Consider the following 25,784-nt stretch of genomic DNA (forward strand, 5'->3'; position numbering starts at 1 on the left):
AAATTCGGTTTAACGCGTCCCCATCGTCTAGAGGCCTAGGACATCACCCTTTCACGGTGGCGACCGGGGTTCGAATCCCCGTGGGGACGCCAGCTTCAAACAAACAGCCCTGACCTCGGTCGGGGCTTTTTGTTTGACGACCCTCTTCCCATTCGGCAAGACCGCCGCTATGATAGGCGGCTCGCAGCACAACTGTGGGGCCATAGCTCAGCTGGGAGAGCGCCTGCATGGCATGCAGGAGGTCGGCGGTTCGATCCCGCCTGGCTCCACCACTTCTCCGGACACAGGCCGTCCGATAGAAGCCAAAATTCGGTTTAACGCGTCCCCATCGTCTAGAGGCCTAGGACATCACCCTTTCACGGTGGCGACCGGGGTTCGAATCCCCGTGGGGACGCCAGCTTCAAACAAACAGCCCTGACCTCGGTCGGGGCTGTTTGTTTATGGGGCCTACGCCACCATCCTCGCCATGCCCACCGAGCGCGGCGCGGTCACGGTGAAACCGAACTGCGCATACAGCCGGTGCGCCTGGCCATCGGCGATCAGGCTCACATACGCACCTTGCGCATTCGCGTGCAGCCAGGCATCGAGCTCGGCCATCACCGCCTTGCCCAGGCCCTGCCCCTGGCGGTCCGGGACCACGGCGATATCCACCACCTGCAGGAAGCAGCCGCCGTCGCCGATGAGCCGGCCCATCGCCAGCAACCGGTCATCCTCGCGCAGGCTCACACCGAAGACCGTGTTGGGCAGGCCACGCGCCGCCGCCTCGGCCGTTTTCGGGCTCAGGCCGGCCAGCACCCGCAGCGCGCGGTATTCCTCCACGCTGGGCGCCAGGGGGATGCAATGAACACCAGCAGGCAGCGACATGAGACGGGTCCGGCAATGAATGGACGCTCAGCATGCCCGAACGTATTCGCAGCATGTGCGACCCACCGGCCTATCCTGTCCCCCTGCCCACCCTGTTCCGTCGCCATGTGCTATTCCGCCCAGATCCGCGCCGATTACACCAAGCTGGTCCGTGAGTACGGGGCCATGCTGTCCCTGGACGAGTTCGCCCAGCTGTATGCCCACGACGCCGGCAAGCAACGCCCGAAAACGCCCAAGGCGATGGACGATGGCTTCGCCGGCGCGCGCACCGCGCAGGGCCAGGAGATCGTGGCGCGAATACAGCAATGGCATGCCGAGGAGATGCAGGCGCTGGATGAGGAGGTGCGCCTGCAGAGCGCCCGGCGGAAGGCGGCCGAAGAACACCTGGCCGCACGTCCCACGCAGAAGGCGCGCAATGAACTACGCGTGGCGGGCAACCGGATTGAACGTGCGCAGACGCGCCTGTCCGATCTGCAGCGCGCCGGCCTGGTGCCGCGCGACAGCCGCATTTTCCCCGGCGTCTATGCGCCGGTGATCGTGTCCGAGCAGGGCCAGCGCGTGATCAAGCCGATGCGCTACCAATGCCGGCTGCCGGACAAGCCCGCGCGCAACGACGTGTTGTATCCCGGCACCTACAACGCGCGCCGCGACAGCCTGGAGGCGTACTGGAGATCCGCGTTCGGCCATCGGCATGGCGTGGTGGTGGTGCAGTCGTTCTACGAACACGTGCCGCGTCACGCACTGGAGCAGCGCCCGCTGTCGCCGGGCGAGAAAGCCGAGAACGTCGTGCTCCAATTCAGCCCGCAGCCGCCGCGCGATCTGCTGATCGCCTGCCTGTGGTCGGAATGGGAAGGCCCGGAAGGCCGGCTGTTGTCGTTCGCCGCGATCACCGACGAGCCGCCCACGGAGGTGGCGCGCACCGGCCATGACCGCTGTATCGTGCCGATCCGGCGCGAACATCTCGATGCCTGGTTGAACCCCGACCCGGCAGACCTGGCCGCGCTGTACCGGATCCTGGACGACCGCGAACCGGTATCACTGGCGCACGCCGAAGCGGCGTGACGCCCACTCAGCCGGTAACCGAGTCCCCTGCCCGTGCGCGCCCCAGCGCGGCGTTCAATTCGGCCGTCAGGTAGGGCTTGGTCAGAATGATGCCCGAGCGGAAGGCCTCGGGCAGATGCTCGGTGGCCATGCCGGTGGCCAGCACGAAGGGGATCTGGCGGACCGCCAGGGCCGCAGCCACCGCCTCACTGGTCTCGTTGTTGGCCAGGCGGTAATCCAGCAGCACCACCTGGGGCCGGGTCTCGCCGAGCAGGCGCAGTGCCTCCGGCACCGACGCGGCCAACCCCACCACCACGGCGCCGGACTGTGCCAGCTGCATCTGCAGCAGCGCCGCACTCATTTCGTCGTTCTCGACCACCAGCACCCGAAGATCCTGCAGCGCGCTCATGACGACTCCCTGTATGGTTCAGCGCGATGAGTATAGCGTCCTGTGTAGGTGAAACCCTGACGCCGACTTAAGCATTCAGGTCTGCACAAACCTCCACATCTTGTATACACTACGCGGCCAGCCAGCCGAAGTGGCGGAATCGGTAGACGCAGCGGACTCAAAATCCGCCGCCCTTAAAAGCGTGTGGGTTCGAGTCCCACCTTCGGCACCATGGAAAACCAGAACGCCCCGGATCGACGGATCCGGGGCGTTTTTCGTTGTGCGTCAGACCAGACGCAGTGCGGGCTGGCCAGCAGTGGGATTGAGGTGCGCCGCGCGAGGCGCACCTGCCCCCGCCACCCGGAACGCCGCCACCGTCTGCAGCAGCCGGGTGGACTGCTCTTCCATGCTGCGGGCAGCCGCCGACGCCTCCTCCACCAGCGCGGCGTTTTGCTGCGTGCTCTCGTCGATGTGCTCGACCACCTGGTTGATCTGCTCGATGCCCTCGCTCTGCTGCTGGGCGGCGGTACTGATATCGGCCATCAGATCGCTCACGCGCTTCACGCTGACCACGATCTCGTCCATGGTGCGCCCCGCGCTCTCGACCTGGCGCGTGCCCGCCCCGACCTTCTCGACCGAGTCGCCGATCAGTTGCTTGATCTCCTTGGCGGCCTCGGCCGAACGCTGCGACAGCGAGCGGATTTCCGAGGCGACCACCGCAAAGCCGCGCCCATGCTCGCCGGCACGGGCCGCTTCCACTGCGGCATTGAGGGCCAGGATATTCGTCTGGAACGCGATGCTGTCGATCACGCCGATGATATCGACGATGCGCCGCGAGGAGTCGTTGATCAGCGACATGGTGGAGACCACCTCATGCACCACATGGCCACCCTGCGCCGCCACCTCGACCGCACCACCGGCCAACTCATTGGCCTGGCGGGCGTTGTCCGCGGTGCGCCGCACGGTCGCGGTCAGCCCCTTCATCGAGACGGCGGTCTCCTCCAGCGAAGCGGCCTGCTGCTCGGTGCGCACGGACAGGTCGCTGTTGCCTTCGGCGATCTCGCTGGCACCCACGGCAATGGTGTCCGCCGCCAGCTTGATCTGGGTGATGATGCCGGCCATCGCTTCGACCAGCGCATTGATGCCCTCGCACAACTCGGCGATCGGGCCGGTCTTGTCCTGGGTGGCGATATGGCCGGTCAGATCGCCGGCCTGCGCTGCGGCCACCACTTCGCGTGTCTGCGCGACGGCCTGCTGCAGCGCCAGGGTGTCACGCACTTGCGCGGTGATATCGGTGGCGTACTTGACCACTTTGAACGGGCGTCCGTTCATGTCATAGATCGGGTTGTACGAGGCCTGGATCCAGACCTCGCGCCCGCCTTTGCCCAGGCGCTTGTACTGGCCGGCATCGTACTCGCCACGGCCCAGTTTCGCCCAGAACGCGCGGTACTCCGCGCTCTGGCGATGCTCGGGTTCGGCGAACATCGAATGATGCTGCCCGCGCACCTCCTCCAATGCGTAGCCCATGGCAGCGAGGAAGTTCTCGTTGGCGGCCAGGATGCGACCTTCAAGGTCGAACTCGATCACCGCCTGTGATTTGTTGATGGCCGCCAGTTGCCCGGCGAAGTCGGCCGCCTGGAATTTCTGCGCGGTGATGTCGGTCGCGAACTTGACCACCTTGTACGGCCGCCCGTTGCTGTCGAACACCGGGTTGTAGGACGCCTGGATCCAGATCTCGCGGCCACCCTTGCCGATCCGCCGGTACTGGCCCGCATCGAACTCGCCGCGACGCAGGTTGGCCCAGAAGTCGCGGTACTCCCGGCTCTGCGCGTACTCGGCATCGACGAACATCGCGTGATGCTTGCCCTGGATCTCCTCCAGGGTGTAGCCCAGCGTCTGCAGGAAGTTGTCGTTGGCATGGACGATGGTGCCATCGAGATGGAACTCGATCACCGCCTGGACCCGATGCAGGGCCTTGACCTGGTCCTCCAGCTCGGCCTGCCGTTGCAGGGCGGCCGATGCCGCGGCGCCATGGGCGGCGCGTCGGGAAACGAACAATGCCGTGAGCGAACGCCACAACGTGCCGGCGTCGGCGTCGTTGCCACGACCTGGCACATGCGTGTGCAAGCCTGAAGTAATCATCTCTAGACCTCGGTGTCCTGTTAGCGAATAGGTCAGCGCCGGGCGGTGGCCCGGTGGCGGTATTCCGTTGGCTGGGACTCACGAAGACCGCCAGTGGGGATGACGTTGCTTCGATGGACTTCAAACACCGGGCAAGCCGGTGAACATGAACCATGAAAAAGGTGTACGGCCAGATATCCACGTGAGCAGACAGGCAGCAACTGCGAGTCATATAACGGCGCGTGTTCTGAAAGCTTTAGGGCCAGCATCCCCGCCCTGTGATGCAGACTGGTCCGGCGCCTACTCGCCGCTTTCGCTGGCATCGAGGGCGTCCAGCGGGTCGACCGCGCCCAGCCCCAGGGCTTCGACCTGCACGTTGTCGCGCCCCATCGCCTTGGCCCGGTAGCACTGGGCGTCGGCGGCGGCCACGGCATCATCCACGCTCATGCCCCCGAACAGCGGGGCGATCCCGATGCTGGCCCCCACGCTCAACCGGCGCTGATCCCAGGGGATGGACAACCCGCGCATCGCCTCGAGCAGGTCGCTGGCGATGCGCCGGGCACGCTTGAGCGAACAGCCGGCCAGGATCACCGCGAACTCGTCGCCGCCCAGCCGCGCCACGATGTCCGAATCGCGCACGCCGTGCCGCAGCACGCTGGCCACCGCCCACAGCACGGCATCGCCGGCCAGATGGCCGTGGGTATCGTTGACCGGCTTGAAGTGGTCCAGGTCGATGTACATCAACGAGGCCGACTGCCCGGTCCGCGCGACCCGGGTGATGGCCTGTTGCAGGTGCGCCTCGAAACCGCGCCGGTTGCTCAGTTCGGTCAGCGGGTCGATCTCGGCCAGATGCCGGGCTTCGCGCTGGCGGGCGCGCTGCTGGGTGACATCACGGATCACCCAGACCGCGCCGCTGACCTGCCCCTGCTCATCGCGCAGCCAGGCACGGGTAAGGTCGACCGGCAGCAGGTGGGCACCGACCGACAGCAACAGGTCCGAATGCAGATCGACCGCGTTGCTGTCCGGGTCGAGCAGCACGGCCACATCCAGCGGTGAGCGCGGCGCGTACTCGGTGGTGAGTTCCATCACCTCCTGCAGCTGGCTGCCGGCCAGGGCCTCGGCGCCCTCCCCGGCCAGCGCGCGCGTGGCCGCGGAATTGGCGTACTGGATGCCCCCGTGCAGATCCAGGGTGAGTACCATGTCGGCCACCGCATCCAGGGTGACGCGGGTGCGCTGCTCGGATTCGCGCAGCTGCTGGCCGCTGAGCCGCTGCGCGGTCACGTCCTGGATCTGCGAAACGAAATGCAGCGGCTCGCCATTCTCGGTGCGGACCAGCGAGACCGACAGCCGCCCCCAGACCAGGTTGCCGGCCTTGCCCAGATAGCGCTTCTCCATGTGGTAGTGCTCGCGACGGCCGGCCAGCAGGTCACCGAGCAGGGCCAGGTCGGTGTGCAGGTCATCCGGATGCGTCAGTGTCTGGAAGTCGATCTGCAGCAGTTCGGCACGGGTGTAACCGAGGATGCCGCACAGCGAATCGTTGACGTCCAGCCAACGCCCTTCCAGCGAGACCAGGGCCATGCCCAGCGCCGCCGAAGAGAACGCCCCGGCAAACTTCTCGGCCGCGACGAAGGCCTGCTCGCGCACCTGCAGCAGCGGGGTGAGATCGACCGCCATGCCGACATAGCCGATCCGGCTGCCCCCCGCGCCGTCCAGTGGGCTGATCGACAACCGCACCTGGCGCCGCTCGCCGTCCTTGCGCAGGAAGGTCCATTGGTGCGACCACGTGCCTTGGGCAGCGTGCGCGGTCAGTGCCTCGAAAATGGTCGGCATCCGCCCCTCCGCATCCATCTGGGGCTGCAGGTAGGCACGCATCTCGTCCGGATCATGGAACAGACCGGGGTTGACCCGCCCGATCACCTCCTCGGGCCGGTAGCCCAGCAGCTTCTGGGCGCCGGTATTGAACAGGTTCACCACCCCATTGATGTCGGTGGCGATCACCGCAACCTCATCGGAGGCATCCACCACCGCCTGCAGGCGCTGGCGCATGTTGGCCGCGTCCTGCCGGGCCTGCTGCAGATCGGTGACGTCGGCATGGGCACCGGCCATCCACAGCGGGCGGCCCTGCGCATCGCGCTCGTAGACGCGGCCACGGTCCTGCACCCAGATCCAGTGGCCCTGCTTGTGGCGCATCCGGCACAGGCTGTCGTAGTGCGGCGAGCGTCCCTCCAGATGCGCGCTGAGCAGCGCGTTGGATTGGGCCAGATCGTCGGGATGCACCAGCCGGAAGAAGGTGTCGGGCGTGATCGGGGCGAGTTCCTCGCGGGTGTAGCCCACGATCTCTGCCCAGCGCTCGTTGACCCGCATCTGCCCGCCCGGGATGTTCCAGTCCCAGGTGCCGGCCGCGGTGCCTTCGATGATCATTTCCAGCCGATGGCGCTGCTCGGCCATCTCACGCAGCGCTTCGGCCGCTTCGGCAGCGTCGGAGGCGCCGGTCGGTGACTGGCTCATGGGCGCCCTCCGCGCCGGCAGGCCGCGCACAGCCCTGCCGCCGCGCGGTGATCGGCGCTGCGGCCCGCCCGGTTGCCCGGTCCTGCCTGGTCGTCTGTCATCTGGGCTCCCCGCCGTCCACCCACCCTACGGGCATTCAACGGGAAGTGTGCGTAAACATGCGTCAAACCAGAAGTGCCCACGGCCACCCAGACCCCCGAAAACGCCAAAGGCCGCCCGAAGGCGGCCCCTGGCAGGCAACGGCAGCAGGCTCAGCCGCCGCGCTTGGCCCGGGCGAAGGCATCGGCCAGCGCATTGTTGGCCGGCGGTGCCGCGCTGCCCGGACGGGGGCCGGACGGGCCGCCGCGGTTGCCGTTGCGCGGGCCATTGCCCGCCCCACCGTCACGGCGGCCGCCACCGGCCGGGCGCGCGTCGCGCTCGCCCGGGGCCTTGGCCGGGGCCGGGGTGTCATCCAGGCGGCGGGTCAGCGCGATGCGCTTGCGCGCCACGTCGACCTCCAGCACCTTCACCTTGACGATGTCACCGGCCTTGACCACGTCACGCGGGTCCTTGACGTAGGTGTCCGACAGCGCGGAGATGTGGATCAGCCCATCCTGGTGCACGCCGATGTCCACGAAGGCACCGAACGCAGCCACGTTGCTGACCACGCCTTCCAGGACCATGCCGACCTTGAGGTCCTTCAGTTCCTCGACACCGTCGGCGAAGCGGGCCGCCTTGAACTCCGGACGTGGATCGCGGCCGGGCTTCTCCAGCTCTTTCAGGATGTCGCGCACGGTCGGCACACCGAAGGTCTCGTCGGTGAACTGCTCGGCCTTGAGCCCGCGCAGGAAGCTGCCGTCGCCGATCAGGGCCTTGATCGGGCGTGCGGTGGCCGCCACGATGCGCTCCACCACCGGGTAGGCTTCCGGGTGCACCGAAGACGCATCCAGTGGCTGGTCGCCATCGGCGATGCGCAGGAAGCCGGCGCACTGCTCGAAGGTCTTCTCGCCCAGGCGCGGCACTTTCAGCAGGTCCTTGCGGCGCTTGAACGGACCGTTGTCGTCGCGATGCCGCACGATGTTCTCGGCCACGGTGGATGACAGCCCGGACACGCGCGACAGCAGCGCGGCCGAGGCGGTATTGACGTGCACGCCGACCGCGTTGACGCAGTCCTCCACGCGCGCATCCAGCGCGCGCGCCAGGCGGTACTGGTCCACGTCGTGCTGGTACTGGCCGACGCCGATCGCCTTGGGTTCGATCTTCACCAGCTCGGCCAGCGGATCCTGCAGGCGGCGGGCGATCGACACCGCACCGCGGATGGACACGTCCAGGTTCGGGAATTCCCTGGCCGCGAACTCCGAGGCCGAGTACACCGAGGCACCGGCCTCGCTGACCACGATCTTCTGCAGTTTGGTATCGCCCAGCGCCTTGATCACCTCACCGGCCAGCTTGTCGGTCTCACGGCTGGCCGTGCCGTTGCCGATCGCGATCAGTTCCACGTTGTGCTGCACGCACAGCTGCTTGATCGTGTGCAGCGACTGGTCCCACTGGCGGCGCGGCTCGTGCGGATAGATGGTGTCGGTGGCGACCAGCTTGCCGGTGGCATCGACCACGGCGATCTTGCAGCCAGTGCGGATGCCCGGGTCGAGGCCGAGCACGGCCTTCGGGCCGGCCGGGGCGGACAGCAGCAGGTCCTTGAGGTTGTCACCGAACACCGAGATCGCCTCGGCCTCGGCTTTTTCGCGGGCCTGGTTGAACAGGTCCAGCAGCAGGTGCATGTGCAGCTTGGCGCGCCAGGTCAGGCGGCAGGCGTCCAGCAGCCAACGGTCGCCCGGGCGGCCGGCATCGCGGATGCCCGCGTTGTGCGCGACGCGGCCCTCGGCGTACAGATTGCCGGCCTCGGCATCGCTGCCCGGGTCCAGCTCCAGGAACAGGATTTCCTCGCGGCGTGCGCGGAACAGCGCCAGCAGGCGGTGCGACGGGATCTTCGCCAGCGATTCGGAATGTTCGAAGTAGTCTCGGTACTTGGCGCCCTGCTCTTCCTTGCCCTCGGCGACACGCGCGCGGATCACGCCGTTCTCGCCCAGCCAGGTGCGCAGCTCGCCAACCAGCGCGGCATCCTCGCCCCAGCGCTCCATCAGGATCGCGCGGGCGCCTTCCAGCGCGGCCTTGACGTCGGCCACGCCCTTGTCGGTATCGACGAAGGTCGCGCCGAAGACCTGCGGATCCAGACCCGGATCCGCCAGCAGGCCGTCGGCCAGGGGCTCCAGGCCGGCCTCACGCGCGATCTGGGCACGGGTGCGGCGCTTGGGCTTGTACGGCAGGTAGAGATCTTCCAGGCGCGACTTGGTGTCCGCGCCGAGGATCTCGTTGCGCAGCTCATCGGTGAGCTTGCCCTGTTCGTTGATGCTGGACAGCACCGCGGCGCGGCGGTCTTCCAGTTCACGCAGGTAGGTCAGGCGCGTTTCGAGATTGCGCAGCTGCGTGTCGTCCAGGCCGCCAGTGACTTCCTTTCGGTAGCGGGCGATGAACGGAACGCTGGCGCCTTCGTCCAACAGGGCGATGGCGGCCAGGGCCTGGGCGGTCTGGGCACCGATCTCATCGGCGATGGTCTGGGCGATCTGCTGCGCGAGCTTGATGTCAGGCATTGCTTCCGGCCGGAGCCGCTTTGCGGAAAGAACCCATTCTGGCGATGCCGGGCGGCCGGGGAAAGCCGTTGACAGTCCGGTGCGAACCTGTCGCCCCGTGGCGGTGACCACACGAGGGGTCCCGCGTTCACGCCGGCATCCTTGCGTGGGGCCGGGATGCCGGCGCGGGCGCCCTTGATCAACGGGCGCCTTGGCGGTGCTGCGGGTTACCGGTAATGCACGGCAGCGCGTTGATGGACGATCTCATCGCGCATCGACTCCAGCGCCATCACCCGCACCTTGCCTACGCCCTGCAGTTCCATGAACCGCTCGGTGTAGATCTCAGGGCCCTGCTCGGTATCGGCCTGGGATTTGCTGAAGCCATGCGGCACCAGGCCCTTGTCGCCATCCTTGCTACCACCGACATAAAGAACGATTGCCATGTGATGTGTTCCTCCAGAAAAACGGTTGCTCATACAACGCTGCAAGCTTACCCCGGTAAACCTGACTGGTTCGTCATGCAGGCTAATAACGTTTTTTTGCATGCAGATGACGTCGCGTTGCCGACGTTTTTCTTACACGGATTTAACGCGGAAATAACGCCACCGTGGCCACCACCCGCGGCCCTGCAGCGCGTACACATCGGCCGCGCGCTCGAACGGGTTGCGTGCACTGACCCCGCCGCACAGCAGGTACACCGGCAGATACAGCGGCCCGAGCACCAGGTACTGGTAGACGTGTGCGCGCTCGTGGTCGTGCAGGCCGATCACCGGCTCGGTGGCGTGACCGGCCTGGTGCGCGTAGGTCCGGCACGGCACGTCGAGCACCGGGCCGGTATGCAGGATCACGTTGCCCAGCGTGATCGCCCCGCCCGGCCCCCAGGGGAATTCACGGAACACGACCGCGCAGTCGCGCCCGTTCCAGGACGGACGCGCGCCAGCCAGCATCGCCGTGGTGCCCGCGGCGAGACCGATCAGGGTATTGGGCGAGGTCCACACCGCGCCCAGCATCTGCAGTACCCGCAGCAGCACCGGCGACAGGCTCAATCGGCCTCGTTGGGGATCAGCAGCCACAGGATCAGATAGACCAGGATGCCCGGAAACGCGGCCGAACCGATCGAGATCAGCACGAACAGCACCCGGACCAGGGTGACGTTCCAGCCGAAACGATGTGCAATGCCGCCCATGACGCCGGCAATCATGCGGTCGTTGAGCGAGCGGGACAGCGGGCGCGGCGGTGTGTTCATGCACGGGGTCTCGAGCCGGTAGATGCCGACTCTAGCGCGAACCATGTCTACGGGGTGCGTTGGCGCAGGGCCGCCAACCGCGCCGTGAACCAGACCGCCGCGGTCTGCTCCGGCTGGCCCGGGCAGGCGATCCGGTACGGCTTGCCGCTCATGCTGCTCTGGCTGGCGGCGCGCTCGATGAACTGCTCGGCGGTGTCCACCTTGTCCTTCCTGAGCAGGTAGTCGTACTTGCGCTGCAGATGGGCGCGCGCCTCGGCGGCGTCGTGCCAGCTGCCGTTGCGCTGGAAGCGGCAGCTGGAGCCATCCAGTGCGCCGATCAGACCGGCGATCTCGCGGCGGGCGGCCTCGCCCGGCGCCGCCTGGGCCGCGCCGCCCAGCAGCAGGGCGACCAGCCCGATCAGGATGCCGGGGACCACGGACGTGCGTTTTCGCGATTGTTGCATGGTGCCTCCTGAGTGCAGGCCACTAATGTAGCGTCCTCGCCTTCGTGCACGGGAACCTTTCATGCCATACCCGGTCCTGCCCAGCCTGCTGCTCCTGTTTGCACAGGCGTCCACCGTGCCGGCCTGCCCGGGCGCCTCCGAGCAGGCGAGGCAGTTGGCCGAGCGCACCTGGATCACCACTGCCGTGTATGAAGGCGATGATCGCAGCCGCAACCAGGTCGCACGCTATCCCGGCGTGGTCGGCATCTCGCTCTGGGACGCGTGCAGTAATCGCTTCGAGTACTTCGATCCGGCCACCGGCCGCTCGCGCGCCGAACACGGCGGTGCAGGATGGTTTTTCTTCACCGGCGACCGTCGCCATCAGCACACCGTGCCCGATGCCGGCACGCCGTTACGCCGTCGTGTGGAGGTTCTGACCGCGTCGGAATTCACCTATTCCCGACAGTTGCCGCACGGCATGCGTGAGGGCGCGCCCTGGGTCACGGTACATGTCGTGCACACCCCTTACGCAGGCCCGTGGCAGGTCCGGGCCACTGCATCAGCCGCCTCACCGTGAGGTTCAGCTGCGCTGCTGCAACCAGTCTGTAATCGTGCCGGGCACCTCGCGCTGGGCGCGGCCGGACACGTAGATGCCGATATGGCCACCACGGAAACTGCTTTCGGTGTAGTCGGCGCTGCCGATCCGGCCGCGCAGCGCGCGTGATGCGTCCGGTGGCACCAGATGGTCCTGTTCGGCGTAGATGTTCAGTACCGGCAACGTCACCTGCTGGAGGTCGACATGTTCCTCGCCGATGCGTACGCCATCGTGCATGAGCCCGTTGCCCTGGTAGAACTGCTTGATGAAATCACGGAACGCTTCGCCCGCCAGATCCGGCGAATCGAAGATCCACTTTTCCATGCGCAGGAAATCCTCCAACGCATCCTTGTCATCGAGGATGTCGAGCAGGCCGACGTACTTCTGCACGTTGAGCCGGAACGGCTTGAGCATCAGGTAACTGGCGTTCATCAGATCGGCCGGGATGTTGCCCAGCGTGTCCACCAGCAGATCCACGTCCACCTGCCGTGCCCAGTGCGAGAGCATGTTGTCCGGGGTGTGGAAATCGACCGGGGTGACCATCGTGATCAGGTTGGCCAGCTTGGCCTGGCGCAGCGCGGCGTAGCACAGCGCGAACACGCCGCCCTGGCAGATGCCGAGCATGTTGATCGGCTCACCGCCATTGTGGGCCTGCAGGTGGTCCACCGCGCCATCGACGAACCGCAGCAGGTAATCCTCCAGCGTCTGGTAGCGCTCGGAGCGGTCCGGATAGCCCCAATCCAGTACATACACATCATGGCCGAGCGCCAGCAGTTTCTGCACCAGCGAGCGGTCTGTCTGCAGGTCGACCATGTACGGCCGGTTGACCAGCGCATAGACGATCAGCAGCGGCGTCCGCCGTACCGGCGCCTGGCCGCCGACAAACCGGTACAGGGCGACCTTGCCATCGCGCCACACCTCCTCGCGGGTGGTGACGCCGTACTCGACATCCTCCACCGAGGGCAGCAGCGTCAGGCCATCCATCAGCTTGCGCTGCATGGCCAGGGTTTCCTGCAGCAGGTCTTCGGCGTTGAAGCCCAGGGGACCTTTCATGCGCTGCGTTTCCGGGGTTTGGCGGCGGCCTTCACCGGTTGGGTGGCTGTAGCGGCTTTCGTGGTTTTCGCGGCTTTAGCCGCTTCCGCCGTCTTGGGTGCCTTGCTCTGTTCTGGTGCCGCCTTCTTCGGGGCTGCCTGCTTCGCGGCTGCCTGCGTCGGAGCGGACTTCTTCGGAGCGGACTTCTCCGGAGCTGCCTTATTCGGAGCTGCCTTATTCGGAGCTGCTTTCTCCGGAGCTGCCTTCGTCGGAGCTGCCTTCTTCGAGGCGGCCGGCCGGGTGGCGGGCCTGCCATCGCCTGCGCCGCCGGCCATGCGCCGCACCAGCCGCTCCAACTCGGCGATGCGGCGGTGTGCCGCATCCATTTCCGTGCGCGTCGGCAGCCCGAAGCTCTCGGTCAGCCGTTCGATCTCCTGCTGGGTGGCCGCGCGCAGCCGCATCTGGGCATTGCCCAGCGAGGCGTACACCGCCTGGAACGGCTCGGACAGCGCGACCTTCGCATACGCCTCCTCGGCCGCATCGATCCAGAGATCGAACATCGCCCGCGCGCTGGTCAGCTGGTTGCCCGGCTGTTCGTGCTCGGCCAGGCGCTGCTCGAACAGGGTGAATGCATCCTCCAGCGCCTGCTTGATCTGATCCACGTAATCGCGCGAGTGCGCCTGGTAGTCCTGCTGGGCCCGCAACAGCGCCTGCCAGCGGGCCTGGTGCTCACGGCCGGGACCAAATGCCGGGCTTTGCAGCCACGGACCGAGCTGGCGCTGCAGGGTTTCCAACAGCTGCAGCAGATCCGGCTCCTCGGCCTGGGTATGTCCGCGGGCGCCCTGCAGCATCCACTGCAGCAGCCCGTCGCCCTGCCCCAGCACCGCCGTGCGCCACGCCTGCGCGACGTCGGCGCTGGTGGTATCGCGGTCAGCAAACTGCGCGGCCACCTGCTGCATGGTGCCGTACCAGCCACCGGCCTGTTCACGGAAGCGGTGCACGGCCTCGTCGGCCGGGCTGCTGGCTGCGTTGGGCATCATCTGTGCCCACCAGTCGATCGCCTGCTGCCAGTTGCCTTGCGCCTCGGGGCCGGCGGTGTGGCCAGGCGGTGCCGCAGCGTGCCGCAGGGCATCGCCCCAGGCACTGAAATACTGCCGCGCCAGGGCTTCCACATCGCCTGCGCCGCTGCCGCTGCCCGCCGTGGTCATGACCGTCCTCCCGTCTCGGGAAACGATGATAGCAATGCCGCGCTGCCGTGCCTCACGGCTTGGGGATGCGCAGGGTCTTGCTGATCATCAGCGAGCCGGACAGCGCGAACAGCAGCACCAGCGGGTGCAGCTGCCACGGGCCCAACTGCCACTGGCCCAGCCACAGGTCCGCGCCGGTGGCCCCGACGCTCGCCGCCACGGCCAGCACCACCACCAGCGCCAGGCTGGTCGGGATCGGGGTGCCTTCGAAGTACGGCACCTTGTCGCCCTCGCCAGCCAGTGCTTCGGCGGTCACGTTGTAGCGGGCCAGGCGGCTGACGCCGCAGCAGACGAAGTAGCTCAGCACCAGCCAGTCCCAGCCGCCCTGCATGCCGCAGGCGTAGGCCAGTGCGGCCGGGGCGACACCGAAGGAAATGATGTCCGACAGCGAATCCAGCTCACGGCCCAGCGTGGAGCTGGACTTGCGCCAGCGCGCGATGCGCCCGTCCAGCGCATCAAAAATGAAGGCCAAGGGGATCAGGGCCATGCCGAACAGCAGATAGCTGCGTTCGCCATCCTGCAGATAGCGCATGGCGGCAAAGACCGCCCCGGTGCCACAGAACGCGTTGGCCAGGGTGAACCAGTCGGCCAGGTGGAACTCGCGCAACATCGAGAAGTGACGTTTCATGAAGGATCAGGTGGCGGCAATCGCAAGAGAGTACCGCGAGCGGCCCGCGCCGGGACAGCGTTCCCTACGCCACCGTACTCCAGCCTTGCCGCGCCGTTCACGCCAGCACGACCTGCGGTGAATTTTTGGCCACCCATCTTGACAGCGAGTACCGGCGGGGGCCGACGCGGCTTATCCACAAACTTGCCCACGAGTCATCCACACCCCCTGTGGACAACTCAATCTCAATAGACGCGACGATGGTGATTTCTTGATCACCGATCCTCATTGCTGCGGGGCGATCCCTTTTCACACGCGCGCCCATCGGTGCCACCAGTGGGCTAAGCTGGTGGATGGACTCCGCCGCCGCCAGGTCCTGCCGCCCACCGACAGGAGTCTTGCGCGTGCTTTCCCCCGACCATCTGGCCGCCCAGTTGCGCCACCCGCACGGTGAGCACGCGCTCGTCGTGGCCGAATCGATGAACCGCAGCAACGGCGACCTCAACCGGGCCGCCATCGCCCTGCTGTCAATCACCCCCGGCGAACAGGTCCTGGAGATCGGCCCGGGCAATGCAGCCTTCGCACCCGATCTGTTGCGTACACCGCACAGCCGCTATGTGGGCGTCGATGTTTCAGCGGCGATGGTCGAGGCGGGCACCGCGGTGCTGGCCATGCATGGACTTCAGGATCGTGCCGAGGTCCACCTAGGCGATGCCCACGCCCTGCCCCTGGATACGGCCTGCATCGATGCGGCGCTGGCAGTGAACACGCTGTACTTCTGGGACGAACTGAAATTTCCGTTCGCCGAGCTGGCGCGCGTGCTGCGCCCCGGCGGCCGGCTCTGCCTGGCGTTCGGCGATGCCGCTTTCATGCGCACGCTGCCGTTCACTGCGCATGGGTTCCACCTGCACGAGCTGGCCGAGGTCGAGCAGGCCCTGCGCAGCGCTGGATTGACCGTACAGGGCTGGCGCGCCCATCACGAAACCGGGCGCAGCAACGACGGGCGCGAGGTCAGCAAGCATTTCCACCTGCTGCTCGCCCGCAGGTAGTGCCGACTGCTGGCGGGCATTACGGGCGCATGCACCACCGTTCATGGGTTGCCGCCCAGCGGCCGGCACTACAGCCGGGTGTAGCTCCAGGATTCCATGGCGCCATCGCGGTACGGCATCACGCCATGGAAGGCGCGCGGCTCATCGTCGAAGACCAGCGGCAGGAAGCTGCGGTCGCCTTCCCACAGCGGCAGGCCGTCGATCTTGTCCACGTCCACCCACTCCAGTGTGCCCTCCGGGTTGGAGGTCAGCGGCGTGCCGGTGAAGTCATCGATGACGAACACGAAGCCGAACCAGTCCTCACCGTTCCTGCCGAAACCCGGCCAGCTGATCGTGCCGCGCAGGCGCATGGTCCCGCACTCGATGCCGGCCTCCTCGCGGATTTCGCGGCGCATGCAGGCCGCGGCGTCTTCATCGCGCTCCATCTTGCCGCCCAGCCCGTTGTACTTGCCCAGGTGCAGGTCACCGGGGCGGGCGTTGCGGTGGATCATCAGCACTTGCTTGCCGTCGGCGGACAGCACGTAGCCCAAGGTGGCCACGATGGGGGTATAGGGCATTTCGCACACGCTCGGGAACACAGACCCCGATTATGCGTGATCCGCCAGGCGGCGGCTCAGGGCACCAGGCTGGTGCGGCGCGCGTCGGCCGGTGCAGCCACCTCGCCATCGCGGCGCAGCGTGGCCACGCTGTGGCCGCGTTCGGCCAGGTATTCCAGCCATTTGCCGAGGAAGGTGTTCATCCGCATGCGGTGGCTGATCAGCTCGGCCGGCGGCGGGTACATCCCCACCACGTCCTGCCAGCGGCGGCCGACGTAGCAATGCGTGGTCTCGGCCTGGCGGGCGTCACGATACAGGCGCACATAGGCCGAAGGATCCGGCTGCCCGGTGACCGGGTCGGCGAAGTCGTAGGTCAGGCGCAGCTCCACCGTATAGCGGTGGCACTCGATGACGTCCAGGCGCACATCCAGCCCATCGCCGATCGAGGAGACGTAGCTGCCGGGGACGAGCTCGGCCGGTGCGAACAGGCGCACCAGGTGCTGGTAGTTCTCGGCGTACAGGCCCATCAGCCAGCTCAGGCGGCTGAGCCGGGGAATGCGTTCGATACGGGGCGATGCCTGGGCCATGGGTCGATCCTACACGTTGATCTCCCAACGTGGGGGCGGTACCACGCCGGCCAAAGGGGCGGCCCGCAACCGGTTCACGGACGCAGGGCAGCCCCGGCCCGGGACGAAGGAAGCGCCCCCTTGCTGTTCAAGGGGGCGCGCCGAATCAATACATCTCGCGCTGCAGCCCCAGGGTGCCCAGTACCTTGCTCGAGATCTCCTCGATCGAGGTATGGGTGGTGCTCAGGGTCGGGATCCGCTCCATCCGGAACATGGTCTCGGCGGCGGCGACCTCGCGGCGGCAGGTCTCCAGGTTGGCGTAGCGCGAGTTCGGGCGACGCTCCTGGCGGATCTGCTGCAGGCGGTCCGGGTCGATGGTCAGCCCAAACAGCTTTTTCCGGTACGGGCGCAGGCGTGGTGGCAGGCGATCCTGCTCCAGGTCCTCGTCGGTCAGCGGGTAATTGGCGGCGCGAACCCCGTAATGCAGGGCCAGGTAGATGCAGGTCGGGGTCTTGCCGGCCCGGGAGACGGCCACCAGGATCACGTCGGCATCGTCGTAGTTGATGGCGATGCCGTCGTCATGGGTCAGCGCGAAATTCATCGCGTTGATGCGGCGGTGGTAGGTCTCGAAGTCCACCATGCCGTGCGCCTGGCCGACCCGGGAATGCCGGTTGACGGCCAGTTCCCGCTCCAGCGGCTCGATGAAGGGCGCGAACACATCCAGCATCAATCCGCCGCTTTCGGCCAGGATGATGCTCAGCCCGCTGTCCACGCAGGAACTGACCACGATGGGCCGGACCTGGTACCGCTCGCCCGCTGCACGGATCCTTTCACAGGCTTCGCGCGCTTTTTCCGGATCATCGATGAACGACATCCGGTCGGTGATGAAGCTGAACCCGGAGAACTGGGTCAGGAGGCTATGCCCAATGGTTTCAGCGGTGATACCGGTTCCATCGGACACGTAGAACACCGGTCGGATCGTCGACATACGGCTTTTACCCCCTCCGAAGCTTAAAAAGGCTGTCGATACAAGCTTGTGCCGACAGCGGTCTGCCCGGCATCATATCGGCTTCTTCCTACGGACGTGGCCATCCAGCCCGCCTCGGGCGATGGCCAAACGGAGCATCGCGCTTGAACGAGAACATCCTGTGGTTGCACGAACTGCGCCTGGCCGACCTGGCCCGCGTAGGCGGCAAGAATTCGTCGCTTGGCGAAATGATCGGCAACCTGGCCGGTCTGGGGGTGTCTGTCCCCGGCGGTTATGCAACCACCTCTGAAGCCTTCAAGGACTTCATCGCCCATAACGATCTGTCCAAGCGCATCTTCGACAAGCTGGCCACGCTGGACGTGGAAGATGTCGGTGCCCTGACCCTGGCCGGCAAGGAAATCCGCGGTTGGGTGATCGATGCCCCGCTCCACCCGGAACTGGACCAGGACATCCGCAGCGCCTACGCCAAGCTGTGCAGTGAAAACGGCGGCGGCGATATCGCCGTCGCGGTGCGCTCCTCGGCCACCGCCGAAGATCTGCCCGATGCCTCCTTCGCCGGCCAGCAGGAGACCTTCCTCAACGTGACCGGCGCCGACGATGTCGTGCACAAGGTCAAGGAAGTGTTCGCCTCGCTGTACAACGACCGCGCGATCGCCTACCGCGTCCACCACGGCTTCAAGCACGAGGATGTGTTCCTGTCCGCCGGGGTGCAGCTGATGGTGCGCTCGGGCGTGGGTTCCTCCGGCGTGCTGTTCACCCTGGACACCGAGTCCGGCTTCCGCGACGTGGTGTTCGTCACCTCTTCGTTCGGCCTCGGCGAAATGGTCGTGCAGGGCGCGGTCAACCCCGACGAGTTCTACGTCTACAAGCCCACGCTGAGCGCCGGCAAGCCGGCGATCCTGCGCCGCTCGCTCGGCAGCAAGGCGATCCGCATGGTGTATTCGGATGTCCCCGGTGAGCGCGTGCGCATCGAAGACACCCCGGCCGAACTGCGCAGCACGTTCTCCATCAGCGACGAGGACGTGCAGGAACTGTCCAAGCAGGCGCTGGTCATCGAAAAGCATTACGGCCGCCCGATGGATATCGAGTGGGCCAAGGACGGTGTCAGCGGCAAGCTGTTCATCGTGCAGGCGCGCCCGGAGACGGTGAAGTCGCGTGGCCATGCTACCCAGATCGAACGCTTCGCGCTGAACCAGAAGGACGGCAAGGTGCTGGCCGAAGGCCGCGCCGTGGGTGCCAAGATCGGTGCCGGTACCGCCCGCGTGGTGCGCACCCTGGACGACATGGCCCGCGTCCAGCCGGGCGACGTGCTGATCGCCGACATGACCGATCCCGATTGGGAGCCGGTGATGAAGCGCGCCTCGGCCATCGTGACCAACCGTGGTGGCCGCACCTGCCACGCGGCGATCATCGCCCGTGAGCTGGGCGTGCCGGCCGTGGTCGGCTCGGGCAACGCCACCCAGGTGATCCAGGACGGCCAGGAAGTGACCGTCAGCTGCGCCGAGGGCGACACCGGCTTCATCTATGAGGGCAAGCTCGAGTTCGAGCGCACCACCACGGACCTGGGCAACATGCCGCCGGCGCCGCTGAAGATCATGATGAACGTGGCCAACCCGGAACGCGCCTTCGACTTCGGCCAGCTGCCGAACGCCGGCATCGGCCTGGCGCGTCTGGAAATGATCATCGCCAGCCACATCGGCATCCACCCCAACGCCCTGCTGGAGTACGACCGCCAGGACGCGGCGACCAAGAAGAAGATCGACGAGAAGATCGCCGGTTACGCGGATCCGGTCAGCTTCTACGTCGGCCGCCTGGCCGAAGGCATCGCCACCCTGACCGCTTCGGTGGCCCCGAACCCGGTGATCGTGCGCCTGTCGGACTTCAAGTCCAACGAGTACGCCAACCTGATCGGCGGCAGCAACTACGAGCCGCACGAAGAGAACCCGATGATCGGCTTCCGCGGCGCCAGCCGTTATGTCGACCCGAGCTTCTCGGCCGCCTTCGCACTGGAGTGCAAGGCCGTGCTGCGCGTGCGCAACGAGATGGGCCTGGACAACCTGTGGGTCATGATCCCGTTCGTGCGCACCCTGGAAGAAGGCCGCAAGGTCGTCGAGGTGCTGGAACAGAACGGCCTCAAGCAGGGCGAGAACGGCCTGAAGATCATCATGATGTGCGAAGTGCCGTCCAACGCACTGCTCGCCGATGAGTTCCTGGAGATCTTCGACGGCTTCTCGATCGGTTCCAACGACCTGACCCAGCTCACCCTGGGCCTGGATCGCGACTCCTCGATCGTGGCGCACCTGTTCGACGAGCGGAACCCGGCGGTGAAGAAGCTGCTGTCGATGGCGATCAAGTCGGCACGTGCCAAGGGCAAGTACGTCGGCATCTGCGGCCAGGGCCCGTCCGATCATCCGGACCTGGCCGAATGGCTGATGCAGGAAGGCATCGAGTCGGTGTCGCTGAACCCGGACACCGTGGTCGACACCTGGCTGCGCCTGGCCAAGCTCAAGGCCAAGGGCTGATCCTCCCCGCCTTGAGATGACGAACAAAACCCCGCGCAAGCGGGGTTTTGTTTTGTGCAACATCGGTAGAGCCGACCGTTGGTCGGCTGCCGCGCATCGCGCGGCAGATCACGTATGCGCGGCGTCGGATGGGAGGGCGGCCGACCAACGGTCGGCTCTACGCGTTGCGCGTTCAGGCCTCGGCGGTTTCCGCCACCGGGTAATCGGTGAACCCTTCCGCGCCGCCGCCGAAGAACGTGGCCTTGTCCGGGGGATTCAGCGGCAGGCCCTGCTGCAGACGCTCCGGCAGGTCCGGATTGGCGATGAACGGCCGGCCGAAGGCGATCAGGTCGGCCCACCCCTTGGCCAGCGCCTCCTCGGCGCGTGCCACGGTGTACTTGCCGGCGTAGATCAGCGTGCCGCGATAGATCATGCGCAGTGCCTCCTTGAAGGCTACCGGCATGACCGGGGCGTCTTCCCAGTCGGCTTCGGCGATGTGCAGGTAGCCCACGCCGATCTCGTCCAGCAGATGCGCCGCGGCCAGGTAGGTCGCCTGCGGGGTGTCGTCCACCGCGCCCTGCAGCGTGGTCAGCGGCGCCAGGCGCACACCGACGCGCTCGGCCCCGATCTCCGCGGCCACCGCCGCGGTCACCTCGCGCAGGAAGCGCAGGCGGTTCTGCAGCGAGCCGCCATAGCCGTCGGTACGCTGGTTGGCCTGGGAGTCGATGAACTGGTTGATCAGATAGCCGTTGGCACCGTGCAGTTCGATGCCATCGAAGCCGGCGGCGATCGCATTGCGCGCGGCCGTCGCGTAATCGCGCACGATGCCGGCGATCTCTTCGCTGGTCAGGGCCCGCGGCATCGAGTGCTGGACCATCTCGCCGACGCCGCTCTGCGGGCCCCGGCCCTCCGGATCGACGAACACCTTGACCCCTTCGGCCAACAGCGCCGACGAGGACACCGGCGCGGCGCCGCCCGGTTGCAGGGCCACGTGCGAGACGCGGCCAACGTGCCAGAGCTGGGCGACGATGCGGCCGCCGGCGGCATGTACCGCCTCCGCCACGCCGCGCCAGCCGGCAACCTGGGCCTCATCGTGGATGCCCGGGGTCCAGGCATAGCCCTGCCCCTGCTGGCTGATCTGGGTACCCTCGCTGACGATCAGGCCGGCCGAGGCACGCTGGGCGTAGTAAGTGGCCATCAGCGGCGTGGCGACATTGCCCTCACCGGCCCGCGAACGGGTCATCGGCGGCATCACGATACGGTTGGGCAGCGTCAGCGCGCCGCGGGTATAGGGAGAGAACAGCATGGCAATCCTTGATCGGGGGAGCCGCCGAAGCGGTGATGCCGACAAGGATGGGGACAGGGCTGCCGGCCCAACAGGCCCGCGGCGGCAAAACAGTTGTGCCGCCGATGCAACGATCGCTCAGTTGCGCTCGGCGGCCAGCAGGGAATAGGCGGCCCGCACGGTCTCGTAGCCGTAGCTGCGCTCCAGCCGGCGCACGATGAAATGCCCGCGCGCCACGTCCTGGTAGTAGTCGGTGAACATGGTATTGAGCGTGGCGCCGGCCACCGCCCCGACGATCGGGACCGCCTGCGCGGCAAACTTCTCGGTGACCACCACGCCGAAGCGCGCCGCCACTTTCTCCACGATCTTGGCCAGCCATTTGCCGGCTTCTTTCGGGGTCAGGCCGATCATCACCGGGCTGCCGCCGACCGCACGCCCGGCCAGCTCGGCCGACAAGTGGCGCATCACCTCGGCAGTGAAGCCACGCGTGATGTAGTAGCCCGTCTCGCTGGCATCATCCTTGCCGGAGTTGCCGCCCAGCGCGAACACCTCCAGGCAGGCATGCCGCGTGCTCATCTCGCGCAGGTCGAAGCCCTCGCTGCGGGCGACATCGGCCACCGAGCGCATCATGATCGTGGTGGACACGGGCAGTTCGATGAACAGCGTGGTGAAGCCGAACGCACCGCCTACCGCGCCCGACGTTGCCGCCGCCAGCTTGTGCCAACGTGTGGAGGCCGCCTTGCCGGGCGTGTTGTCCATGCTCCACAACGCGGCCTGGGCGGATTTGAACAGGGCCGCCTCGACCGCGCCGTGGATGCGGCGCGATACCGAATCAGGCAACCGCTTGACCGCGAACTCCAGTGGCGAGCCGATCAGGTTGGCCATCTTGGCCGTCAGCGTGGGCGATTCCAGCAGCTCCACCGCACGTTGCAGGTCACGCCAATCCTGCGAGGTCGGCAGGATCGAGGACGGCAGCGGCGGCGGTTGCGGCGAGGTGATGGCATTCATGGCCGCGATCATAGCGCCGCCGATGTTCATCGCTCGTCGCCTCGCCTGCCGTCAGCTGAACGATCCGGCACAGACCGGCGTGCCGTGCCGATCCTGCCCGCTGGATCAGGCCGGCAGGCCCGAAAGCGCTCCCATGAACTGGCGGTAATGGCGCAGTTCTTCGATGGAATCGTGGACGTCGCTCAGCGCGGTATGGCTGGCGGTCTTGCCGACGCCCGCCGCGACGCTCGGGGCCCAGCGCTTGGCCAGTTCCTTGATCGTGGACACGTCCAGATTGCGGTAGTGGAAGTACTTCTCCAGGCGCGGCATTTCACGGTGCAGGAAGCGACGGTCCTGGCAGATCGAGTTGCCGCACATCGGCGAGGCACCGGCCTTGATCCACTGCTGCAGGAACGCGATGGTCTGCGCTTCGGCCTGGCCCAGGGTCACCGTGCTGTCGACCACGCGCTGCCACAGGCCCGAGCGGCGGTGCTGGTTGCGGTTCCATTCGTCCATCGCCTCCAGCCGCTCCACCCGATGATGGATGGCGAACTCCGGACCTTCGGCCAGCACCTTCAACTGCGCATCGGTCACCACCGTGGCGATCTCGATGATCGCATCGTTATCGGTGTCCAGACCGGTCATTTCCAGATCGATCCAGATCAGTCGCTCGCCTTCTGCGCCGTTGTCGGCCATGTGTTCGCCTTGTGCTGGGCCGCCGCTTGCGCCGCGACCGGGATGGAGGAGGCGCCCATGATACCGCCAACGCGTCACGGCCCTGTCGCTGCAGCGGCGTTATTCCAGCAGCAACGGCGGCTTGCCGCGCTTGGCGCGGAAGTAGTTGGTCAACCGGGTGCTGGCATCCTTGGCCAGCACGCCCCCGTGGATTTCCACGCGATGGTTGTGGCGCGGGTCGCCGATCAGGTCGAACACGCTGCCGCAGGCGCCAGTCTTGGGATCGGTGGCCGCGTACACCAGCCGCGCCACGCGTGCGTGCACGATCGCCATCGCACACATCGCGCATGGCTCCAGCGTGACGTAGAGCGTACTGCCGATCAGCCGGTGGTTGGTGATCGCCCTGCCCGCTTGCCGCATCGCGACGATCTCCGCATGTGCGCTGGGGTCGTGGTCGGCGATGTTGAGGTTCCAGCCTTCTCCGAGCACGCTGCCATCGGCACCGACCAGCACCGCGCCGACCGGGATCTCGTTGAACTCACGCTCGGCCCGCTCGGCCAGCCCCAGCGCGTGGCGCATCCAGTATTCGTCGTGGTCGTGCACCGGCACGCCCAGCGGCGGCGGCGGCGCGAGGCGCTCAACCATGGCCGTTGGCCTTGCGTACGAACGCGTCGAACGCGGCCAGGGTGGCCTCGCTCACGTGATGTTCGATCCCTTCGGCATCGCGGCGCGCCGAATCGGCATCCACGCCCAGCGCCAGCAGGAACTGCTCCACGGTCTGGTGGCGGGCGCGCATCTCCACCGCCAGCTGCTCGCCGGCCGGGGTCAGGAACACGCCGCGGTACGGGCGCTGGATCGCCCAGCCCTCCTTGACCAGGCGCTTGAGCGCCTTGGCCACCGTCGGCTGCGCAACCCCCAGCCGCGTCGCGATATCCACCTGCCGGGCCTCACGGCCATCGGCGATCAGGTCCGCGATCAGCTCCACGTAATCCTCGACCAACTCGGACCGGCGCGCTTCACGCACCTGCACGAAGCCCTCGACATGCACCTGGGCGTCGATCAGGGGCGAGACGGCTTTACGGGTCGAGGACGGCATGGTGGCTCCAGCAATGGCCGCTGGCGAAGGGCTTCGGCGCCCGGACAGTTTACCTCACGGGGGTTTGCGACTGATCCGGGCGGCCCGGCGGGCGCCGCGCGCGCCGATCTTTCGATAGGCAACGACCAGAATGAAACCCATGTCTCATTCACAGGATCTTGTGTTTGACAAATGATTTTTGTTACCGGATACATACACCACCTACTCAGCCATGGACCCGGCCGAAGGCCAAGGAGCAGCATGGACGCATCCGCATTCCGGAAGTACGGCAGTCTCGCTCTCATCGTTGCCCTGGCCGTGCTGATGACCGCGCTGGCGGTGCAGAACCGGCAGCTCCGCCAAGAGCAGGCGCTGCTGGTGAGCAAGGTCGAACAGATCTCCAAGGCCGCCCACGGCCTTCCCGAGGGCGCCCAGCCCGAGGCCCTCACCACCACGGCACTCGACGGCCAGGCCGTTACCCTCGCCGGCCCGGCCAGCGGTCGCCAGGTCCTGTACTTCTTCTCCCCTGCCTGCAGGTTCTGCCTGGCCTCGGTGCCGCAGATCCAGGCGCTGGACGCGGCCGGTCGCAACAACGGCAACCGCGCCTTCGAGATGGTCGGCATCAGCCTGCCGCCCCACGAAACCGCTGCCGACTACGCGCGCCAGCATGGTTTCGCGTTTCCGGTGGTGAACGATACCGATGACCGGCTCCGGCAGCGCTACACCGCGACCATGGTGCCGATGGTGGTCGTCATCCAGGACGGCAAGGTGATCTACCGCCATGTCGGCCAGCTCAAGGAGCGCTCGGTGGATGCGATCACCGGCGCATTCGTGATCAACGCCGCCCGTAACCAGGCGCCCGCGCCGGCAGGCTGAAGCCATCCCACGTCGCTGCCAAGGCGACGTAACCAGGTCCCTCCGCGCCCGCTCGCCGGGGGCGGATCGACAGTTCCGTCCGTGTTCCCGTTGCATCCGCGTCACCACAACAGGAGAAGCACCATGAAGTCCAGGAAGTTCCTTTCGGTCTTTGGCGGTATCGCTGTTGTCTGCGCCCTGGCGTTCGCATCGAGCCAGGCAGTGGCGACCTCCAGCCAGCCCAAGCAGCTGGATGGCTGTCCCTACAAGCCCGGCTGCACCTATGGCGGGCACAGCGAGATCCGGTGCTGCCAGCCGGTGTAACGCGTGACTGCGTGGCAACACGCGCCCCGTCCGCCTCATCCACAGAAGGAAAGACAGACCATGAAGTCGAAAACGCGGTTGTTGTCAGCCCTGAGCGGCGTCACCCTGATCTGCGCGTTGGCCTTCGCATCCAGCCAGGCGCTGGCTACCTCCAGCCAGCCCAAGCCGCTGGCCGGCTGTGAAGACCAGCCGGGCTGCACCTACGGTGGGCACGGGCTGTATCTGTGCTGCGAGCCGCTGTAAGCACGTCCACCATCCCGGCTCTG

Annotated in this window: 27 protein-coding genes and 4 tRNA genes; 11 read left to right on the plus strand and 20 right to left on the minus strand. The window is 66.8% G+C overall.

Annotated features, from left to right (window positions below):
* Positions 1 to 16 precede the first annotated feature (16 nt).
* The 3 genes from NJD74_RS08225 (at position 17) to NJD74_RS08235 (ending at position 397) form a co-directional block, all read left to right on the plus strand.
* A tRNA-Glu gene (locus NJD74_RS08225) sits at positions 17 to 92 on the plus strand.
* Positions 93 to 196: 104 nt separating this feature from the next.
* A tRNA-Ala gene (locus NJD74_RS08230) sits at positions 197 to 272 on the plus strand.
* Positions 273 to 321: 49 nt separating this feature from the next.
* Positions 322 to 397, plus strand: a tRNA-Glu gene (locus NJD74_RS08235).
* Between the two features lie 50 nt (positions 398 to 447).
* Here NJD74_RS08235 and NJD74_RS08240 read toward each other — a convergent pair.
* Entirely contained in the window at positions 448 to 864 is a 417-nt protein-coding gene (locus NJD74_RS08240) for a GNAT family N-acetyltransferase (RefSeq protein ID WP_319623957.1), read from the minus strand.
* A 105-nt stretch (positions 865 to 969) separates the two neighbouring features.
* Between NJD74_RS08240 and NJD74_RS08245 the strand changes: the two genes are divergently transcribed.
* Positions 970 to 1,926 carry an SOS response-associated peptidase family protein gene (locus NJD74_RS08245; RefSeq protein ID WP_319623958.1) on the plus strand — a complete coding sequence of 319 codons (957 nt, stop codon included), beginning with the start codon at positions 970 to 972 and terminating at the stop codon, positions 1,924 to 1,926.
* 7 nt (positions 1,927 to 1,933) lie between these two features.
* Here NJD74_RS08245 and NJD74_RS08250 read toward each other — a convergent pair whose 3' ends face one another.
* The gene (locus NJD74_RS08250; RefSeq protein WP_019185019.1) at positions 1,934 to 2,314 is read right to left on the minus strand and encodes a response regulator; all 381 of its coding nucleotides are present in this window, start codon (positions 2,312 to 2,314) and stop codon (positions 1,934 to 1,936) included.
* Between the two features lie 124 nt (positions 2,315 to 2,438).
* On the opposite strand from NJD74_RS08250, the gene NJD74_RS08255 reads away from it, so the two are divergent.
* Positions 2,439 to 2,525, plus strand: a tRNA-Leu gene (locus tag NJD74_RS08255).
* Between the two features lie 53 nt (positions 2,526 to 2,578).
* Here the strand turns inward: NJD74_RS08255 and NJD74_RS08260 are convergent.
* From NJD74_RS08260 to NJD74_RS08290, 7 genes are all read right to left on the minus strand, one after another.
* Complete coding sequence (locus NJD74_RS08260; protein ID WP_319623959.1) at positions 2,579 to 4,435, minus strand: methyl-accepting chemotaxis protein; 1,857 nt, start codon at positions 4,433 to 4,435, stop codon at positions 2,579 to 2,581.
* 279 nt (positions 4,436 to 4,714) lie between these two features.
* Positions 4,715 to 6,922 carry a PAS domain S-box protein gene (locus tag NJD74_RS08265; protein ID WP_319623960.1) on the minus strand — a complete coding sequence of 736 codons (2,208 nt, stop codon included), beginning with the start codon at positions 6,920 to 6,922 and terminating at the stop codon, positions 4,715 to 4,717.
* Positions 6,923 to 7,173: 251 nt separating this feature from the next.
* Entirely contained in the window at positions 7,174 to 9,549 is a 2,376-nt protein-coding gene (locus tag NJD74_RS08270; protein WP_319623961.1) for a Tex family protein, read from the minus strand.
* A 206-nt stretch (positions 9,550 to 9,755) separates the two neighbouring features.
* Positions 9,756 to 9,971: a hypothetical protein gene (locus tag NJD74_RS08275; RefSeq protein WP_019184137.1), complete on the minus strand. Its 216-nt coding sequence runs from the start codon at positions 9,969 to 9,971 to the stop codon at positions 9,756 to 9,758.
* Positions 9,972 to 10,103: 132 nt separating this feature from the next.
* The gene (locus NJD74_RS08280; protein WP_051010514.1) at positions 10,104 to 10,538 is read right to left on the minus strand and encodes a hypothetical protein; all 435 of its coding nucleotides are present in this window, start codon (positions 10,536 to 10,538) and stop codon (positions 10,104 to 10,106) included.
* Positions 10,539 to 10,570: 32 nt separating this feature from the next.
* A complete protein-coding gene (locus NJD74_RS08285) occupies positions 10,571 to 10,774 on the minus strand; it encodes a PspC domain-containing protein (RefSeq protein WP_019184139.1) in 204 nt (67 codons plus the stop codon).
* Between the two features lie 47 nt (positions 10,775 to 10,821).
* Positions 10,822 to 11,217, minus strand: coding sequence for a YfeK family protein (locus NJD74_RS08290; protein WP_070474661.1), 396 nt, complete (start codon positions 11,215 to 11,217; stop codon positions 10,822 to 10,824).
* A 61-nt stretch (positions 11,218 to 11,278) separates the two neighbouring features.
* Here NJD74_RS08290 and NJD74_RS08295 point away from each other — a divergent pair, with 61 nt between their 5' ends.
* Entirely contained in the window at positions 11,279 to 11,773 is a 495-nt protein-coding gene (locus NJD74_RS08295) for a DUF4822 domain-containing protein (RefSeq protein WP_070474657.1), read from the plus strand.
* Between the two features lie 3 nt (positions 11,774 to 11,776).
* Here the strand turns inward: NJD74_RS08295 and phaC are convergent, their stop codons facing one another.
* From phaC to NJD74_RS08310, 3 genes are read right to left on the minus strand one after another with little or no spacing between them, the layout of a single operon-like run.
* Positions 11,777 to 12,844, minus strand: a complete 1,068-nt coding sequence (gene phaC / locus NJD74_RS08300) for a class III poly(R)-hydroxyalkanoic acid synthase subunit PhaC (RefSeq protein WP_019184142.1) — start codon at positions 12,842 to 12,844, stop codon at positions 11,777 to 11,779.
* Positions 12,841 to 14,031 (minus strand): class III poly(R)-hydroxyalkanoic acid synthase subunit PhaE, encoded by a 1,191-nt coding sequence (phaE, locus tag NJD74_RS08305; protein ID WP_070474654.1) that lies wholly within the window; start codon positions 14,029 to 14,031, stop codon positions 12,841 to 12,843. Before phaE ends, phaC begins: the two co-directional genes overlap by 4 nt.
* Before the next feature lie 52 nt (positions 14,032 to 14,083).
* Positions 14,084 to 14,698: a CDP-alcohol phosphatidyltransferase family protein gene (locus NJD74_RS08310; RefSeq protein ID WP_070474651.1), complete on the minus strand. Its 615-nt coding sequence runs from the start codon at positions 14,696 to 14,698 to the stop codon at positions 14,084 to 14,086.
* Positions 14,699 to 15,075: 377 nt separating this feature from the next.
* Here NJD74_RS08310 and NJD74_RS08315 point away from each other — a divergent pair, with 377 nt between their 5' ends.
* Entirely contained in the window at positions 15,076 to 15,726 is a 651-nt protein-coding gene (locus NJD74_RS08315) for a methyltransferase domain-containing protein (RefSeq protein WP_319623962.1), read from the plus strand.
* A 68-nt stretch (positions 15,727 to 15,794) separates the two neighbouring features.
* On the opposite strand, the gene NJD74_RS08320 is transcribed toward NJD74_RS08315, so the two are convergent.
* From NJD74_RS08320 to NJD74_RS08330, 3 genes are all read right to left on the minus strand, one after another.
* Entirely contained in the window at positions 15,795 to 16,283 is a 489-nt protein-coding gene (locus NJD74_RS08320) for an 8-oxo-dGTP diphosphatase (protein ID WP_070474646.1), read from the minus strand.
* Positions 16,284 to 16,339: 56 nt separating this feature from the next.
* Positions 16,340 to 16,849, minus strand: coding sequence for a DUF1249 domain-containing protein (locus NJD74_RS08325; protein ID WP_319623963.1), 510 nt, complete (start codon positions 16,847 to 16,849; stop codon positions 16,340 to 16,342).
* A 145-nt stretch (positions 16,850 to 16,994) separates the two neighbouring features.
* The gene (locus tag NJD74_RS08330) at positions 16,995 to 17,816 is read right to left on the minus strand and encodes a pyruvate, water dikinase regulatory protein (protein WP_019184148.1); all 822 of its coding nucleotides are present in this window, start codon (positions 17,814 to 17,816) and stop codon (positions 16,995 to 16,997) included.
* A gap of 143 nt (positions 17,817 to 17,959) precedes the next feature.
* Between NJD74_RS08330 and ppsA the strand changes: the two genes are divergently transcribed.
* On the plus strand, positions 17,960 to 20,338 hold the full coding sequence (ppsA, locus tag NJD74_RS08335) for a phosphoenolpyruvate synthase (RefSeq protein WP_319623964.1): 2,379 nt from the start codon (positions 17,960 to 17,962) through the stop codon (positions 20,336 to 20,338).
* Positions 20,339 to 20,510: 172 nt separating this feature from the next.
* On the opposite strand, the gene NJD74_RS08340 is transcribed toward ppsA, so the two are convergent.
* From NJD74_RS08340 to mntR, 5 genes are all read right to left on the minus strand, one after another.
* Entirely contained in the window at positions 20,511 to 21,623 is a 1,113-nt protein-coding gene (locus tag NJD74_RS08340; protein WP_319623965.1) for an alkene reductase, read from the minus strand.
* Positions 21,624 to 21,740: 117 nt separating this feature from the next.
* Entirely contained in the window at positions 21,741 to 22,610 is an 870-nt protein-coding gene (locus NJD74_RS08345) for an EcsC family protein (RefSeq protein ID WP_046273417.1), read from the minus strand.
* Positions 22,611 to 22,715: 105 nt separating this feature from the next.
* The gene (orn, locus tag NJD74_RS08350; protein WP_319623966.1) at positions 22,716 to 23,285 is read right to left on the minus strand and encodes an oligoribonuclease; all 570 of its coding nucleotides are present in this window, start codon (positions 23,283 to 23,285) and stop codon (positions 22,716 to 22,718) included.
* A 99-nt stretch (positions 23,286 to 23,384) separates the two neighbouring features.
* On the minus strand, positions 23,385 to 23,909 hold the full coding sequence (gene tadA, locus NJD74_RS08355; RefSeq protein ID WP_070474638.1) for a tRNA adenosine(34) deaminase TadA: 525 nt from the start codon (positions 23,907 to 23,909) through the stop codon (positions 23,385 to 23,387).
* A complete protein-coding gene (gene mntR / locus NJD74_RS08360) occupies positions 23,902 to 24,360 on the minus strand; it encodes a manganese-binding transcriptional regulator MntR (RefSeq protein WP_019184155.1) in 459 nt (152 codons plus the stop codon). Before mntR ends, tadA begins: the two co-directional genes overlap by 8 nt.
* Positions 24,361 to 24,600: 240 nt before the next feature.
* On the opposite strand from mntR, the gene NJD74_RS08365 reads away from it, so the two are divergent.
* From NJD74_RS08365 to NJD74_RS08375, 3 genes are all read left to right on the plus strand, one after another.
* Positions 24,601 to 25,215, plus strand: a complete 615-nt coding sequence (locus NJD74_RS08365) for a TlpA disulfide reductase family protein (RefSeq protein ID WP_070474635.1) — start codon at positions 24,601 to 24,603, stop codon at positions 25,213 to 25,215.
* 123 nt (positions 25,216 to 25,338) lie between these two features.
* On the plus strand, positions 25,339 to 25,518 hold the full coding sequence (locus NJD74_RS08370) for a hypothetical protein (protein WP_019184157.1): 180 nt from the start codon (positions 25,339 to 25,341) through the stop codon (positions 25,516 to 25,518).
* Between the two features lie 60 nt (positions 25,519 to 25,578).
* On the plus strand, positions 25,579 to 25,761 hold the full coding sequence (locus NJD74_RS08375) for a hypothetical protein (RefSeq protein ID WP_019184158.1): 183 nt from the start codon (positions 25,579 to 25,581) through the stop codon (positions 25,759 to 25,761).
* Positions 25,762 to 25,784: the final 23 nt, after the last annotated feature.

This window comes from Stenotrophomonas sp. RG-453 (assembly GCF_033843685.1).
Lineage (GTDB): Bacteria > Pseudomonadota > Gammaproteobacteria > Xanthomonadales > Xanthomonadaceae > Stenotrophomonas > Stenotrophomonas bentonitica_A.

Excerpts from the sequence above, each read along its gene's own strand:
- NJD74_RS08375 (WP_019184158.1), top strand. The coding sequence starts at position 25,579 with ATGAAGTCGAAAACGCGGTTGTTGTCAGCCCTGAGCGGCGTCACCCTG.
- mntR (WP_019184155.1), bottom strand. The coding sequence starts at position 24,360 with ATGCCGTCCTCGACCCGTAAAGCCGTCTCGCCCCTGATCGACGCCCAG.
- NJD74_RS08325 (WP_319623963.1), bottom strand. The coding sequence starts at position 16,849 with ATGGCCCAGGCATCGCCCCGTATCGAACGCATTCCCCGGCTCAGCCGC.
- tadA (WP_070474638.1), bottom strand. The coding sequence starts at position 23,909 with ATGGTTGAGCGCCTCGCGCCGCCGCCGCCGCTGGGCGTGCCGGTGCAC.
- NJD74_RS08275 (WP_019184137.1), bottom strand. The coding sequence starts at position 9,971 with ATGGCAATCGTTCTTTATGTCGGTGGTAGCAAGGATGGCGACAAGGGC.
- phaC (WP_019184142.1), bottom strand. The coding sequence starts at position 12,844 with ATGAAAGGTCCCCTGGGCTTCAACGCCGAAGACCTGCTGCAGGAAACC.
- NJD74_RS08345 (WP_046273417.1), bottom strand. The coding sequence starts at position 22,610 with ATGAATGCCATCACCTCGCCGCAACCGCCGCCGCTGCCGTCCTCGATC.
- NJD74_RS08270 (WP_319623961.1), bottom strand. The coding sequence starts at position 9,549 with ATGCCTGACATCAAGCTCGCGCAGCAGATCGCCCAGACCATCGCCGAT.
- NJD74_RS08320 (WP_070474646.1), bottom strand. The coding sequence starts at position 16,283 with ATGCCCTATACCCCCATCGTGGCCACCTTGGGCTACGTGCTGTCCGCC.
- NJD74_RS08245 (WP_319623958.1), top strand. The coding sequence starts at position 970 with ATGTGCTATTCCGCCCAGATCCGCGCCGATTACACCAAGCTGGTCCGT.
- NJD74_RS08250 (WP_019185019.1), bottom strand. The coding sequence starts at position 2,314 with ATGAGCGCGCTGCAGGATCTTCGGGTGCTGGTGGTCGAGAACGACGAA.
- NJD74_RS08310 (WP_070474651.1), bottom strand. The coding sequence starts at position 14,698 with ATGAAACGTCACTTCTCGATGTTGCGCGAGTTCCACCTGGCCGACTGG.
- phaE (WP_070474654.1), bottom strand. The coding sequence starts at position 14,031 with ATGACCACGGCGGGCAGCGGCAGCGGCGCAGGCGATGTGGAAGCCCTG.
- NJD74_RS08240 (WP_319623957.1), bottom strand. The coding sequence starts at position 864 with ATGTCGCTGCCTGCTGGTGTTCATTGCATCCCCCTGGCGCCCAGCGTG.
- NJD74_RS08340 (WP_319623965.1), bottom strand. The coding sequence starts at position 21,623 with ATGCTGTTCTCTCCCTATACCCGCGGCGCGCTGACGCTGCCCAACCGT.
- NJD74_RS08280 (WP_051010514.1), bottom strand. The coding sequence starts at position 10,538 with ATGCTGGGCGCGGTGTGGACCTCGCCCAATACCCTGATCGGTCTCGCC.
- NJD74_RS08330 (WP_019184148.1), bottom strand. The coding sequence starts at position 17,816 with ATGTCGACGATCCGACCGGTGTTCTACGTGTCCGATGGAACCGGTATC.
- NJD74_RS08265 (WP_319623960.1), bottom strand. The coding sequence starts at position 6,922 with ATGAGCCAGTCACCGACCGGCGCCTCCGACGCTGCCGAAGCGGCCGAA.
- NJD74_RS08260 (WP_319623959.1), bottom strand. The coding sequence starts at position 4,435 with ATGATTACTTCAGGCTTGCACACGCATGTGCCAGGTCGTGGCAACGAC.
- NJD74_RS08290 (WP_070474661.1), bottom strand. The coding sequence starts at position 11,217 with ATGCAACAATCGCGAAAACGCACGTCCGTGGTCCCCGGCATCCTGATC.
- NJD74_RS08370 (WP_019184157.1), top strand. The coding sequence starts at position 25,339 with ATGAAGTCCAGGAAGTTCCTTTCGGTCTTTGGCGGTATCGCTGTTGTC.
- orn (WP_319623966.1), bottom strand. The coding sequence starts at position 23,285 with ATGGCCGACAACGGCGCAGAAGGCGAGCGACTGATCTGGATCGATCTG.
- NJD74_RS08295 (WP_070474657.1), top strand. The coding sequence starts at position 11,279 with ATGCCATACCCGGTCCTGCCCAGCCTGCTGCTCCTGTTTGCACAGGCG.
- NJD74_RS08285 (WP_019184139.1), bottom strand. The coding sequence starts at position 10,774 with ATGAACACACCGCCGCGCCCGCTGTCCCGCTCGCTCAACGACCGCATG.
- NJD74_RS08365 (WP_070474635.1), top strand. The coding sequence starts at position 24,601 with ATGGACGCATCCGCATTCCGGAAGTACGGCAGTCTCGCTCTCATCGTT.